Genomic DNA, 14,592 nt, shown 5'->3' on the forward strand with positions numbered 1-14,592 from the left:
CTGAGACTTTGCTCGCTTCCGCTTTTTGCTATGCCGGTGAACGGTGAATTCAACTTTATACAGTTTGGGCTATGAAATTAATCAAGAAATTATCGCTACTATCGAGTTTTTTATTGACGCTAAGCTCTGCCAATATTGTTTTGGCGTTGGGCAACGCGCCGTTTGTTACCGACACACACTCTACCAATGCGTTTCATTTGGTACACGCAGGCAAAACGGCAACGTTACTGCACCACTCGTCAGCCGATCCCGCGGTGACGATTGCACTGACAAATCTGCAACAAGATATAGCTCGAGTCAGTGGTGCGCAGCCGCTAATGTCAACGCACCTTAACGACGCAGCTAAACATGTCGTTATAGCCGGCCAAATCGGCCACAACCCTCTGATCGATCAGCTCATTGCCGAGGGCAAGCTCAAGGTCAACGCCATCGCTCAGCGCTGGGAAGGCTACGTTCTGCAAACGATAGATCAACCGACCAGCAACGTTGATAAAGCACTGGTAATTGCAGGCAGCGACCGCCGCGGCGTCGCCTATGGGATTTATGAAGTTAGTGAACAAATTGGTGTGTCACCTTGGTATTGGTGGGCGGATGTACCCGTCAAACAACGTGAAAATCTATATGTGGAAGGTGATCTGCATTTTTCTGATTACCCAGAGGTAAAATACCGCGGAATTTTTCTCAATGATGAAGCCCCGGCTTTAACCGGCTGGGCCACAGAAAAATTCGGGGGCTACAACCACCAATTTTACGAGAAAGTCTTCGAGCTATTAACTCGGCTAAAAGCCAACTATCTTTGGCCCGCGATGTGGAACAACGCCTTCAACGATGACGACCCGCTGAACATGGTGCGCGCTCACGAATACGGGATTTTTATGGGTACATCGCACCACGAACCCATGATGCGCGCCGATAAAGAGTGGAATCGCTACGGCGAAGGCCCTTGGGATTATGCCCGCAACCCAGACAAGCTGTTTGATTTTTGGGTTGAAGGCGCCAAACGCAACAAGCCTTATGATTCCATTTACACCTTGGGGATGCGCGGCCAGGCCGACACCCCAATGAGCGATGAACAAAATATTGGGTTACTGGAAAAAATCGTTGCAGATCAGCGGGAAATACTGCTCGACGTTTTCAGTGACCGCGACATCACCGACGTACCGCAGGTTTGGGCTCTGTATAAAGAAGTTCAGGGGTACTACGAAGACGGCATGCGAGTTCCCGATGACGTCACCCTGCTCTGGGCTGACGACAACTGGGGTAATATCCGACGCCTGCCAACACCGGACGAGCGCACACGCAGCGGCGGTGCTGGCGTTTACTACCACTTCGATTACGTAGGCGGCCCGCGCTCTTATCGCTGGACGAATGTAACGCCCATTGCCAAAATCTGGGAGCAGATGAATCTGGCCGACGCCTTTGACGCCAAGAAAATCTGGATCGTCAATGTTGGCGATTTAAAGCCGCAAGAATTCCCGATGGAATTTTTCCTGCGTATGGCATGGCAACCGTCTGATTGGCCCCAACAGCGCCTGCAAGAGTTCGGAAGATTATGGGCCGAGCGCGAATTTGGTGAACAACATGCTGAGCACATTGAGCAGCTGATATCGGGCTACACACGCCACAATGGTCGCCGCAAGCCGGAGCTAATGGGGCCCGACACCTATAGCCAGCTCAACTATCGCGAAGCGGATCGCATTAGCTCGGAACTCACAGGGCTAGTCGAATCAGCTGAGGCGCTGTACGCGGCATTGCCCAAGGAGTATCAAAGTGTCTTTTTTCAGTTGGTGCTGCACCCGGTAAAGGCCACTTACCAAATTAACGAACTGTACAACAGCGTCGCCAAGAACCGGCTATACGCACACCAAGGGCGAGCAAATACGAACGACTTCGCCCAACGTGCTAAAGATTTATTCAATGCCGACGCAGAGCTCAGCGAACAGTACCACACCATTAACGATGGCAAGTGGAATCATCTGATGTCACAAACGCGCATTGGTTACACCCACTGGAACAATCCACCCGCCAACACCATGCCCGTAACGTATCACTATCAACCCCACAATCAACCTGACATGGGCGTAGCCGCGGAAGGTCAAGCTGTGGCGTGGCCAAATACAGGCGAGCTGCAGCTGCCTGAGTTCTCACCCTACGGAGAAACCAGTCACTATATTGATATTTATAACCGCGGCACCAAGCCCTTTGAATACTCCGCTGTAGCCGCCGCCCCCTGGATCAGCCTTAGCCACACCGCCGGTGAGGTAAGAACACAACAGCGCATTTTTGTCAGCGTTGACTGGAGCCAAGCGCCAGCCGGTGCTTTCAACAGTCATGTATTCATTAAAGGTACCGGCTGGGGAGGAGCACGCGTGCAGGTGAAGGGCTTTCTTCCTACCGAAAAGACCCGAGCCAAGGTTACAGGGTTTGTTGAACACAATGGCTATATATCGATTGAAGCGCCCAATTTCAGCAAACGAAAAGGTGCGGCTGACGCAAACTGGGAAAAAATTGCGGGCCATGGTCGCACACAAGGCTCCATCACCGTGCTTCCAGTTACTGACAATAGCTACAGCGATTTAAAGCAAGCCCCCTGGGTCGAATACGACATCTTTGTTTTTTCTACGGGCGATATCGAACTTACCGCCTTATTTGCGCCAAGCCTGGAAATAACACCGGGCAAGAAACTGCGCTATGCAGTAGCTATAAATGAAAATGCCCCTCAGGTTATTGAACTGTTAGCTGACAGCTCGCACAGGGCCTGGCAAGAGGGCGTGCGCAACGGCGTCAGGTCAAGCGTTAGTACACATAACGTCGCAAGGCCAGGCGCGCATAAATTACGGGTATACGCCATTGACCCGGGTGTTACCCTGCAAAAATTGGTACTGGATTTGGGTGGACTGAAAGAGAGCTATCTCGGACCGCCACAAAGCCATTTTCAGTAGCAAGACCTGGAGCAACCTCAGGAAGCTTTCCCCGGTTAGAGTCCTTCGCCGGGGATTTTTTTATCTTTACTATTCTCAGCAATAAAATGCTATAAAAAGTTTTGATGGATGGCATTAACTGGTAGTTTGTCTTACTTACAAACAATTGCGAGGTCTTCAATGAATTATTTATCTACTGCGGCAATTGCATCAGCATTAATTGTTGGTCTTAGTAGCTGTGCTACTCAAGACTCGAAATCGTCAGTGAATATCTCTACCGCGCTGCTAGAGACAACCGGTCAAAATGGCCGCGCTTGTGTGCGCGCAAGTGACATTCAGGGGTTTGGTGTACTAAAAGACGACGTTTTGTCCATTGACGCCTTTGGCAATGAGTACTACCTCGCGACTGTTATGCCTGGCTGCACAGATTTGGGGCTATCGGCCAGGGGCATGTTTGAAGAGCGCTTTGGCGATGTCTGTGGCGGCGGAATGAACAGGGTAAAGACTGGCTCAAGCCATTGCCGTATTCGTCATATTTTTGAGTTCAAGACCCGGGAACAAGCGTTTGCCGCCCACGATACCGCTCTGGAGTTTAAGCACAGCGCAGAACAGGAGGAATAAGCACCAACGAACTAAGAATCTACCGGCTCGTTTACTTTCGGCAAGCCACTGATCGACTGGCTCATCTTATGGCTGTGCTGCTCCCAAAGCGTAAAGAAAAACGCAGCACCGTCATCTGGCGAAGCTTCAGCCCAAACATGGCCGCCGTGGCGAGCCACAATACGCTGTACGGTGGCCAGTCCGATGCCAACGCCCTCAAACTCATCTTGGTGGTGCAACCGGGTGAACGGAGAGAAGAGCCGATTGGCGTACTTCATATCAAAGCCCGAGCCATTATCTTTAACAAAATATATGTGCTGGCCCGAATCTTCGGTATAAGCGCCAAATTCAATTTCTGCGTGCTCACGCTTAGATGTGTATTTCCAGGCATTAGACAGTAAATTGCTAAACAACATGGTAATAATACGTTGATCTACTTCTGCATAAACATCCGCCTGAATTTTTAAGGTCACCGTTCGCTCAGGCTCTTGCGCTTTCATTTCATTGAGTATTTTCTCTACAATAGTGGATACGTTTATATTTGCGACTTGCATCTCACTTTGCGTTGCTTTAGATAGCTGCAAGAAACTGTCAATCATTTCACTCATTGAATGACTTTCGTCTGCGATCCGGTCAAGAAAGTGCTTAGATCTTGCGGATAACTCACTACCTAAGCGCTCCTCAAGCACTTTCTTCAACCCTTCTATACGTCGCAACGGCGCACGTAAATCGTGAGATACCGAAAAACAAAAGCTGCCCAGCTCCCGATTCGCCGCCTCAAGCTCCGCCGTTCGGCGAGTGACACGAGCCTCCAGCTCGCGGTTAAGCCGAGTCACCTCAGCCTCCGCATGCTTGCGTGCAGCGACGTCGTTGGCCAGAGCAATATTTATCGACTGTAAGCTATCATAGGCATTTACAAGATTGTCAGTGAGGTGATTAAAAGCCTCTACCACCTGATCCAGCTCGTCTTTGTGAGATGTTTCCTCACGCTTCAACGCCAAACGTGGTGCTGGCTCAACAATTTTATAGCGCCCCAAATGTTCGGCAATAGCCTGCAGGTGAACGGTGACCAGACGATAAAACATAAAGAGAATAAACAGCGATACTAAAAATGTTTTAATGCCTTGACTCAGTAAAATAACTACAGCCTTATCGCGTAGGCGGGCATACACCTCTCGCAGCGATGCCTGTACTTTCAAAACACCTATGACCTGACCTGTCGAACTGTCAGGGTTAACAATACTGTACTCTCTGACGATTGCATTGGCGTCTCGGAAATCACCAGACTCAACCACCAGGGGATTAATAACATTATTGGAAACTTCGTAAACAGCTACGGCGTCAACATCAGGAAGATGACGTACCCCTTCAATTTGAATATAAAGCTGATCGACGTCCAAATTCCATAAGCTGGCGCTAATGGCACTCAGGTGGCTACTTTGAATATCATTCAGGCGTCCTTTGATCTGACCAATGTCGCGCTGGTAGTCGGTATACAATTGAACAGCCGTGGCCAGTAAAGTTACCAGAGAGCTAAAAAGGATAATATAGAGTAGCAAGCGCCGACCAATACCTTTGTGGTCAAATGCTTTGCCAATATTCCTGAAGAAGTCCACTTTCCTCATTGAGCTGTCCCTTAAAAGTAGTACTGTTGACGAATACGCTCTATAGTCCCGTCTTCTTTCATTTGTCGAATCGCATGATTAATTTTCTTCATTGCATGTAAATTTTTAGACTGCCGAGAACACTGAAACACCAGAGGTACATCCCCTAACACAAGCTCCTCACCGATCGCTGCCGACAGGCCGTTATTGTCCGCCAAATATCGAATGGTTGGAATGGCCCCAGCAATAGCATCGACACGACCACGCTCAAGTTTACGCAAAGCGATTAAATAGTCGGTGTCATATACCTTATCAAGGGTATCGTCTGAATCGAATTGCTCGGTTATCGATGAACCTCTCAGCACAGAGACGGTTAAATCACTCAAATCCGAGTAATGGTCCAGTACAACACCCGGTCTTCCCAGCAATCCGATCTCATGAAAAGCAACCAGCTCACCAGGCTTTACTATCTCCTCACTGCGAGGAATGAGAATAGTGCAATCATGACCACCGGTTTCAAGCTCCCGGTCGACCCGGGCAAAAGGCGTTAACGTGATAGCAATATCAAGCTCAGTTCGCTCGGTAATACCACGCACCATTTCTATAAAGGCGCCTTTCATCTCGCCGTTAACGTTGCTCGCCCAAGGCTCTACATCAATAGAAATAAACTTCAGAGCGCCGGCGTGCGCATGCCAAAAAGGCGTCAAACTTGCCAGCACCAGGAACAAAACTTTGACACTTACAGACTCTCGCACGCTGAACCCTTTTTCTTCATAGGCTTTGTACACGTCATCAGACACCGAACTCAGTAAAAATGCAACATTTGGCGTCAATTTACTCACTTTAAGGAAAGTTCTTCTACTCAGTATAGGCTTTCGTCAATTTTTGGCCTGAATAATGCGATAAAGACCACCGAGTACACAAAGTGATCATTTTTTGACACGCATACTCACGAGTACTGATCAGGTTCCACTGATCACGGACGGATAAACCTTAATCTCATCGCAATAGAGGATCAGAACCATGAGCAATCGTATCATTTTGGTAGTCGGCAACAAGTTTGCCAGTTACGCACTTGGCAAAGATGCCATCACTGTATCGCAATTAAAAGGGCTGTTATCTCTGCCCGTGCAAATGCTGCCCAACCAGGGGAAAACAACACTGCTCCCGGGCCAAGGCATGGGTGAGCAATGCATTGCCGATTTACTCAAGGAGGCGGAGAATTCACCCAATTATAAAATGTTTGATTTTAGCTTATGGCGCAACTTGCCGAAACGAGCCGGTCAAAATATTAGCCATAAACACAAACCCGAGAACACCTTAATCTCCCATCCGCGGCAGATCAGCCAGGACATCTTTGAGCTTCAACTGCTGATTGACGAAAACTGTGAGCTTATGAGTGATCATCAAAGCGGTCAGCATGTACAAGGCATGATTTTAATAGAAGCTGTACGCCAGGCAACGGTCGCAATCACCGAAACCTACTTTCTCAAGGGCAGCACAACTCAGTATGCCTTTGTCCTTAACGACATGTCGGTAAAGTACAATAACTTTTCTTTTCCTGTTACAGCCAGCATTACCTGCCGGATCACTGAAAAGGATATAGACAACCCAAAACGCTTGAGCTTTGCCATTGAGGCCGACGTAGTGCAGTGCAACACCTGCGTATCCAGCCTGTGCTTCAACATTTCAGCTATCGATAAGCTTCGGATTGATCGCCAGGAAGAACTGCAGGCAACTAAGGCGCAAAAACGTTACCTGGCCCATGCTTACAGTGATTACGCCAACACAACATCAACCCAGATTGCCAGTTAGCAGAGGGCGCAGCTATGTTTACCCGTATCGAGCAAAAGCGCTACGCCTTCTTTGATGTCGACGATACGTTGATATCCGTTAAAAGCATGCTTAGCTTTCAAGATTTTTGGTACCAAAAATATCCCGACCCAGAAAAGGAAGCGGCCTATCGCAATGACCTAACTACCCACATGCAACCTAATGCGTGCTGGTCTCACCTAAACCGGCTGTACTACTCGCATTTTTCCGGCAGAAAAGAAAGTCAAATTCGCCAGGTCTCGAACTTATGGTTCGAAAGAATGAGAAGCGAGATGCCGCACTTTTACCATGAAAATGTCTTGCGACGACTCAAGAATCATCAAGCTCGCGGAGAAATTCCTGTATTCGTTTCAGGGTCATTCACCCAATTGCTTGAGCCAATCGCTATCGAACTTGAAGTTCAACATATCCTAGCCATTAACCTGAAAACTATTGACGGAATATGTACGGGCGAGACACTCGCGCCACAAACAATTGCTGAGGGCAAGGCTACAGCCGTGAGAGACTTTCTCGCCAAACGAGAAGTCCTGGCAAGTACCTGCTTTGCCTATGGCGATGACATTTCTGATCTACCCATGCTAAAGCTGGTTGGCACGGCCAAAGTTGTAGCCGGCGGACGCGGCCTGAAAAGCGTCGCCATCAATAACGGATGGGAGCTTATTAATCCATAAATGACAATAATAAGGTGCAATGAATGATTTTTTAAATAGCTCCCTGCTAGCAGGGAGCACTCTTACTCATTGCCGGCAACTTCACTTTCTAAGCTGTTAAGCACATAGCGCAGCGCCATCGGTTTCGCCAGCATAAAACCCTGGGCATAGTCACAACCAATCGACTTCAAAAACGCCATTTCCTTTTCTCGCTCGACCCCCTCTGCTACAACATCCAGATTCAAGCCGTGAGCCAAAGTCAGAATCGTCTCAATCAAGCGGCACGCACTACCCTCGCCCGAAATATTGCTGACGAAGCTACGATCAATCTTTAACGTTTGGAACGGGTACCGCTGCAAGTAACCGAGAGAAGAGTAGCCTGTACCAAAGTCATCAATGGATAAGCGCACCCCCATTTCACACAACAGCTCTAAGTTTCTTTTTGTGTTTTCGGTGTCCTCTACCAATACCCGCTCGGTGATTTCCAACTCTAATTGCTCGGGTTGCAAGTCATTGAGGGTCAGTTGTTCGCCAACAAATTTCGCATAATGTGGCATATCCAGTTGCTTAGACGATATATTGACCGCAAGGCATTTCGCTCTATCTTTTAGTACATCTTTCAATTCAAGACATGCCGTCTTCAAAACCCAGCTGTCAATTTCATGAATTATTCCGATCTCTTCAGCTAATGGAATAAAATCGCCCGGCATGCGCAAATCACCATCACGCTTATTCCAGCGCACCAATGCCTCGTAACCGACTACCCGCTCTGTTGCTAAATCGAAGATTGCCTGATAATGCAACAGCAGCTCGTCTCGTTCCACCACAAAACGAAGATGAGCTTCCAGCTCTAAACGAGCCAGTAAACGCTCATTAATATCCTCAGTGAAAAAGTGGTACCCATTTCGGCCATGTTCCTTCGCCTTGTACATCGCAAGATCAGCGTTGCGCAGCAAAAGGTGTGGGTTCGCACCATCACCAGGGTAAAGAGCCACGCCAATACTGGCCGTGACAAAATAGTTTCGACCAAAAATGACGAACGGCTGTTCAAACTGTCGCAGTATTTTCTCTGCGGTTTTTTGTGCATCACGCGGATCGTTTATCTGCGGCAGCAGCACCACAAACTCATCGCCCCCCATTCGAGCCAGGGTGTCACCACCACGCACGCACGCAGACAAGCGGTCTGCCGCTTCTTTTAACAAGTTATCGCCAATGCTGTGCCCCAGGCTGTCGTTAACGTTTTTAAAATGATCGAGGTCAATGCCCAGCAATGCCAACATACCCTGTTCGCGTTCGGCATTCTCCACAGCGAGATTCATCCGATCCATCAGCAGCACGCGGTTGGCCAAACTGGTCAGTTCATCGAAGTGAGCCTGACGCAACAGTTGCTCTTCGTAGCTGCGACGAACCGTAATATCCTCTTTAATGACGATAAAATGGGTAATACTGTCGGCGCTGTCAGTCAGCGGAGATACCGTCACTTTTTCCCAAATCAGCTGGCCCGCACGTGTCCGACTGGCAAATTCACCCCGCCACTCCTGCCCCTCACGCACTGTTGACCACAGGTGCTGCAAAGAATCATCGGATTGCTCATCCTGGAGCGTAAAACCAATATGTTGGCCGATAGTTTCATTGGCTTGATAGCCACTGGACTCCTCAAATCTGGGGTTAACGTATTCAATCATTCCTGCCGGGTCAGTTATCAATACCGAAACCGGGCTCTGCTCCAGAGCGCGTGAAAGAATGCGCACCCGCTGCTGGGCTTCACGTTGGCTACGGCGAACATCGGCCTCGCGCAGCTCCCGCTCGATTGCGGGTACCAGACGTGCGAGTGCCCGCTTGTCCATAAAATCATGGGCCCCCTGTTTGAGCAACGAGACAACATCTTCCGCGCTAACGGCGCCTGATGTGATAATGAAGGGCAAATCCTGGCCGCTCTCATGTAATGTGGAGAGCGCCTCTTCGGCGGTGAACCGAGGCATTTTGTAGTCACAAATGACCACATCCCACTGAGTATCCCCAAGCGCTGCCAACATTTCGCTCTGAGTCTGAACTTGCTCTGAGCGCGGCACAAAACCACCTCGCTCGAGCTCTACCAGAGTTAATTCTGCATCAACGTCGGAATCTTCTACGAAAAGTACTTTTAACGGTGTTCCCATAATGTAATTCAGTCTCTTCTCCATCGCCGGTTAATCTCACCGACAAAATTCCCTGACTGTGAACCTAGCAGGCTGCTGAATACCCCAAGCGTACTCAGGCGTTCAGGCTGGCTCGTAACCTAGGCGGCCTTTTGAAGGTCTGGTCCACCCATCGAAAAGTGGCAACGACGAGTGTGGGCCAGCCTGAAAGCCCCGGAGGGCCTCGCTGAGCATGCAAAGGGTTTTCCAACAGCCTACTAATAGTCTCAAAGCTACTATGCACCAGATAACGTTGGCTCTAACTCACTCAAATTAAAGCGAGTACGCCCAAGCCTAAATGTAGCCTGCCGACAGAGAAAATGCGACCCATTATCAGATAAATCTTTGATCTGCATGGCACACGATATCAGCCCCTGCCCCCTAGCAAGGCTGTTGAAAACCCCCTTGCATGCTCAGCGAGGCCCGAAGCGTGCAGATGTCGTGCCTTGTCTCGACGGACAGGGTGGTTCCCTTTGCTAGAGGCAAGGTGCGGCAGATGTGCGCTTCAGGCCTCGCCCTGCGGGACTTCCAGGCTGGTTCGTAAGGGGTTCTTCAACAACCTGCTAGGTTAACAAAATTAAACTGGGCGAAAACCCGCCTAAGCGGTAACCTCAGTGAATATAACAAGATTGTGACGGACCCACGGGAACCTTCCATGACCCACTGCGCCAGACACTTACTGCTTTTGCTAACGGTTATACTTATGCCCATCCTCACTCACGCTAATTCTGTCGGCCAATTCCAACATTTTCAGGACATCGGCAACGTGCAAAATAGTGGCAGCCTTAGCTATAACGAGTCGCTTCAAACCTACCGAATGAGCGGGTCTGGGGAAAACATGTGGCTTGATGAAGATCAGTTTGCTTACGCATGGCGAGAAGTCGCAGGCGACTTTATCGTGCGGGCCCAATTTACTTTTACCGGCAAGGGACAAGACCCACACCGAAAAATCGGCTGGCATGTACGTGAAGCGCTCACCACTGACGCTAAGCACATTAACGCCACTACTCATGGAGATGGTTTGACAGCCCTACAGTTTCGGGCAAAAGCTGGCGCGAGCACCGAAGAGTACCACCTGGCGATCACCCAGCCCGATGTCCTTCAGCTCGAGCGACGCGGCAACCAATTTATTATGTCGGCAGCGCGGATGGGAGAACCGTTTCAGGTGACGTCAGTATCACATATCGAATTCGACCAAACCGTGTACGTGGGATTGGCGCTATGCGCGCATAAATCGGATGCTGTAGAAACCGCAAACATAAGTAATGTGCGCTTTATTAAACCTGCCGCAGCCGATTTCGTCCCTTATCGAGACTACATCGGCAGCAACTTAGAAATACTCGATTTAACAACACTCCAGCGGCGCGTGGTCTATCAGGCAGAAGGTTCCATTCAAGCGCCAAATTGGACTCCCGACAACCAATCTCTCATTTTTAACGCCGACGGCAAACTGTTTAAGTTTAATCTTAACGATCATAGCATTCGCGCCATCAATACCGGCTTTGCTACTAACAACAACAACGACCATGTTTTGTCGTTTGATGGCAAATATATTGGTATCAGCCATCACGCGCAGGAAGAAGACGGACGCTCGACGATTTACACGCTCCCTATCACCGGAAGCGATGAACCTCGACAAATTACCAAACCCGGCGCCGGCCACTCTTATTTGCACGGCTTCTCACCCGACGGCAGTACGCTGATTTTTACGGGCCACCGCAAAGGGCAGTATGATATTTACGCTGTGGACATAGCAAACGGCGAGGAATCTCAGCTGACCAACACCAAAACACTGGACGACGGCTCCGAATACGGCCCCGACGGCGAGTTTATCTATTTCAACTCTAATCGCACCGGCACCATGCAACTATGGCGTATGCGGCCAGATGGAAGCGGCCAGCAACAATTGACCTTTGATCGCTACAACGATTGGTTCCCACACGTATCACCGGATGGCAAAAGTCTGGTATTTCTGTCCTATATGGCAGACATCGACTCCGGAGACCACCCGTTCTATAAGCCCGTGTATTTGCGTCGTATGCCCGCCGAGGGAGGCGAACCAACTGTTATTGCCTATGTGTACGGCGGCCAGGGCACCATTAATGTACCCAGCTGGTCACCGGACGGGCGTTATATTGCGTTTGTCAGTAATACCCGGCACTAATACCGAACGCAGTGGCGGGATCTGCCGCCCACCATCGGGTCAAGGCAGCGCCATGTGTCGATGCCTTGCTACCCAGATTGCGATTGAAACTAACAGCACCGTGGGGCCTAAAGTTAACGTGTAACGAAGCTTAAAACACTGTCATGTCTGCATATTCAGACTGTGTAATACTGGGAGATTGCTAGCCCGATAACTTTAAGAGGGACTCACAATGTCAGCAAGATCAAGTGCCCAAATAGCCTATAGCGCTATTGAGGCCGCCTCAGCAAAGCTCGCACGACTGCAATCGGTAGAACCCTTTTTTATCGATCTTTCCCTAAGAGAGAATCCGGTAGGCGACCGTGTAGGCCAAACTCTGGCGGACAAACTCGCCATTCTGCCCAAAATTCGGGAATTTGGCTTCGATAACATATTGCTTGGCACCCTCGACTATTCAATGCCCGAAGAGCTGGAAGTCGATGACGACTTTATGATGCACCTGCGCGACCACAATATTGACACGACAGGATGCTACGCCTTTACCGATGTCGGATTGGTCGACTCCCATGGCGACTTCACACCGTCGCCGTCCATGCTCAAGCTGCGCGACTATAACGTACCCAATACCCTACATGAGATCTACCTCAGCAAAGAGGGCATGCAAGGCCAATACGATTTTGCCACGCTCAAACAAAGCTTGCCGGTTAGCATTAACTGGATCAAGCAACAGGTCAACGGCGACCAAGGGGCGGAGCCCAAGATCTTTATTAATATCGTCGACGGTTGTGACGCTTTCGCCCAAGCCCCCGAGCAGACTTTTGAAATATTGCAGTTACTCGGCGAGCTCAACATTACCGGGCTTAGTTTTGAAGACGACCGGGGCACCTACTTACCCTTCCAGGTCGGCGCCTATGTAGCCGCCGCGCGCGCTTTGTTGCCCAGCGACTACAAAATCTTGGTTCACATGCACTCGGGCGGTGGCTTTGAGAACGCATCCGTCTTAGAGGCACTGGCAAATGGCGCAGACGGTGTTTGGGGCGGATTGCCAAAGCGTGCAGCCATAATTGGCCACGCCTCGCTAGGCGAGCTGATTGCCAACCTGGTGCGTCTGGATAACCCCCACATGCAGGCGTATCAACTGCAGCAGCTAATGCCTTTGGCTACTGGCCTGCAGATTACCGACGAAGAGCAAGCCGTGCCCGATGATTTACCCATTCTGGGCCACAACGCCTACCGCCTTCCGCTGAGCTTTTTTCGACAAATTAAAGGGCGCCCTCAGGATTTGGTACCCGAAGCCATTGGCGGCACATACGGCTATCGAATTTGTCCGGTAGTGAGTGATCCGGGCGTCATCGCCGGACGTTTATCTGAAGTAACAGGCCAGCCTGATACAGATTTTGCTCAAGAAGATCTTGAACAAATGGTGCGGTTAATGCGGCGCGATTTACGCGCGGGCGAGAAAATTGTTTACGATAAACCTGGCAACCTGTTAGCGCTGTACGAACGAGCTAAAGCAAGCGCTCGCGCAGCCGCCCATTGAAGCTCAGCACAACGCTTTACAAGCCCATACCAAGCTGCAACTATTAGCACCTAGTTTCAGCAATTTACGCAACCCTAAGTCCGAGTAAGGGTAAAGAGATATGTCAGAAATGGATGCTGTCAGTGCGATCAGCCCCAAGCTTGATATCGCATTTTATAAAACCCTGTTGGAATCCACTAACGCCATCCCCTGGCAAATTGAGTGGAGTACACTCCAATTCTCTTATATTGGGCCACAAATCGAAGCGTTACTCGGTTGGAGTCAGGACAGCTGGAAATCTGTAGAGGACTGGGCCGAACGTATGCACCCGGAGGACCGCGACTGGGCGGTTGATTACTGTGTATCACAATCCAAGGCCGGCGCCGACCATGAAGCCGACTACCGGGCTTTAACCAAAGACGGCGAATATATCTGGATTCGAGATGTCGTCCACGTTGTTAGAGACAACGAGGGCGCGGTGAAGTCACTGATCGGGTTTATGTTTGATATCAGTGAGCGCAAGAAAATTGAGGACAAGCTTTTCGATCTGCAAAAGGAACTGGAAGACTTGTCGTTTAAAGACGGACTCACCAATGTTGCCAACCGCCGCATGTTCGACTCCGTAATTGAAGTGGAGTGGACTAACGCCCGGCGCAACAACCAGCCACTATCGCTTATTCTGTTCGATATCGACTTTTTCAAACAATTTAACGACATTTACGGCCATATTCAGGGTGATGACTGCCTCAAAAAAGTCGCTAAAGTCTTGAGCCAGGGCGCCACTCGCTCGCGCGACTTTTTCGCCCGTTACGGCGGCGAAGAGTTTGTCTTGGTGCTGCCCGAAACCGACAACGAGGCCGCGCGCAAGGTGGCCGACCGCTGTCGCAGCCTGGTATTCAGGGAACAAATTCCCCATCAAGGCTCAAGCGCCAGCCAAGTCATTACGGTGAGTATGGGGCTTGGTTCAACAGTGCCTCAGCACACCGACAACCTCAAAGACTTCCTGCACCTGGTTGATCAACGACTCTACCTCGCCAAACAGCAGGGGCGCAATAGAATGGTGGATGCCGGATAATTCCGAGCCAATTATTTAAATCCGGCCAACCACAGCAGCATCGCCACTTGTCCATTGGAGTGATAACCGA

General features: G+C 49.9%; 10 protein-coding genes. 7 read left to right on the forward strand and 3 right to left on the reverse strand.

The window, feature by feature from the left end; all coding sequences use genetic code 11:
- The first annotated feature begins 71 nt into the window (after positions 1 to 71).
- On the forward strand, positions 72 to 2,942 hold the full coding sequence (locus QWI17_RS01075; RefSeq protein WP_302720638.1) for a glycosyl hydrolase 115 family protein: 2,871 nt from the start codon (positions 72 to 74) through the stop codon (positions 2,940 to 2,942).
- A 159-nt stretch (positions 2,943 to 3,101) separates the two neighbouring features.
- Complete coding sequence (locus QWI17_RS01080; RefSeq protein ID WP_302720639.1) at positions 3,102 to 3,542, forward strand: DUF6491 family protein; 441 nt, start codon at positions 3,102 to 3,104, stop codon at positions 3,540 to 3,542.
- 11 nt (positions 3,543 to 3,553) lie between these two features.
- Here the strand turns inward: QWI17_RS01080 and QWI17_RS01085 are convergent, their stop codons facing one another.
- The gene (locus QWI17_RS01085; RefSeq protein ID WP_302720640.1) at positions 3,554 to 5,146 is read right to left on the reverse strand and encodes a sensor histidine kinase; all 1,593 of its coding nucleotides are present in this window, start codon (positions 5,144 to 5,146) and stop codon (positions 3,554 to 3,556) included.
- A gap of 11 nt (positions 5,147 to 5,157) precedes the next feature.
- On the reverse strand, positions 5,158 to 5,967 hold the full coding sequence (locus tag QWI17_RS01090) for a substrate-binding periplasmic protein (protein ID WP_302720641.1): 810 nt from the start codon (positions 5,965 to 5,967) through the stop codon (positions 5,158 to 5,160).
- A gap of 181 nt (positions 5,968 to 6,148) precedes the next feature.
- Between QWI17_RS01090 and QWI17_RS01095 the strand changes: the two genes are divergently transcribed.
- Positions 6,149 to 6,940 (forward strand): AfsA-related hotdog domain-containing protein, encoded by a 792-nt coding sequence (locus QWI17_RS01095; RefSeq protein WP_302720642.1) that lies wholly within the window; start codon positions 6,149 to 6,151, stop codon positions 6,938 to 6,940.
- A 14-nt stretch (positions 6,941 to 6,954) separates the two neighbouring features.
- Positions 6,955 to 7,629: an HAD family hydrolase gene (locus QWI17_RS01100; RefSeq protein WP_302720643.1), complete on the forward strand. Its 675-nt coding sequence runs from the start codon at positions 6,955 to 6,957 to the stop codon at positions 7,627 to 7,629.
- Between the two features lie 62 nt (positions 7,630 to 7,691).
- On the opposite strand, the gene QWI17_RS01105 is transcribed toward QWI17_RS01100, so the two are convergent.
- A complete protein-coding gene (locus QWI17_RS01105; protein WP_302720645.1) occupies positions 7,692 to 9,791 on the reverse strand; it encodes a putative bifunctional diguanylate cyclase/phosphodiesterase in 2,100 nt (699 codons plus the stop codon).
- A gap of 697 nt (positions 9,792 to 10,488) precedes the next feature.
- Here QWI17_RS01105 and QWI17_RS01110 point away from each other — a divergent pair.
- The 3 genes from QWI17_RS01110 to QWI17_RS01120 all read left to right on the forward strand — a co-directional run bounded on the left by QWI17_RS01110 (position 10,489) and on the right by QWI17_RS01120 (position 14,522).
- Positions 10,489 to 11,949, forward strand: a complete 1,461-nt coding sequence (locus QWI17_RS01110; protein ID WP_302720646.1) for a TolB family protein — start codon at positions 10,489 to 10,491, stop codon at positions 11,947 to 11,949.
- A gap of 211 nt (positions 11,950 to 12,160) precedes the next feature.
- Positions 12,161 to 13,468 carry a beta/alpha barrel domain-containing protein gene (locus QWI17_RS01115; RefSeq protein WP_302720647.1) on the forward strand — a complete coding sequence of 436 codons (1,308 nt, stop codon included), beginning with the start codon at positions 12,161 to 12,163 and terminating at the stop codon, positions 13,466 to 13,468.
- A gap of 100 nt (positions 13,469 to 13,568) precedes the next feature.
- The gene (locus tag QWI17_RS01120; protein ID WP_302720648.1) at positions 13,569 to 14,522 is read left to right on the forward strand and encodes a GGDEF domain-containing protein; all 954 of its coding nucleotides are present in this window, start codon (positions 13,569 to 13,571) and stop codon (positions 14,520 to 14,522) included.
- The last annotated feature ends 70 nt before the right edge of the window (positions 14,523 to 14,592 follow it).

The sequence above is a fragment of the Gilvimarinus gilvus genome (genome assembly GCF_030518155.1).
Lineage (GTDB): Bacteria > Pseudomonadota > Gammaproteobacteria > Pseudomonadales > Cellvibrionaceae > Gilvimarinus > Gilvimarinus gilvus.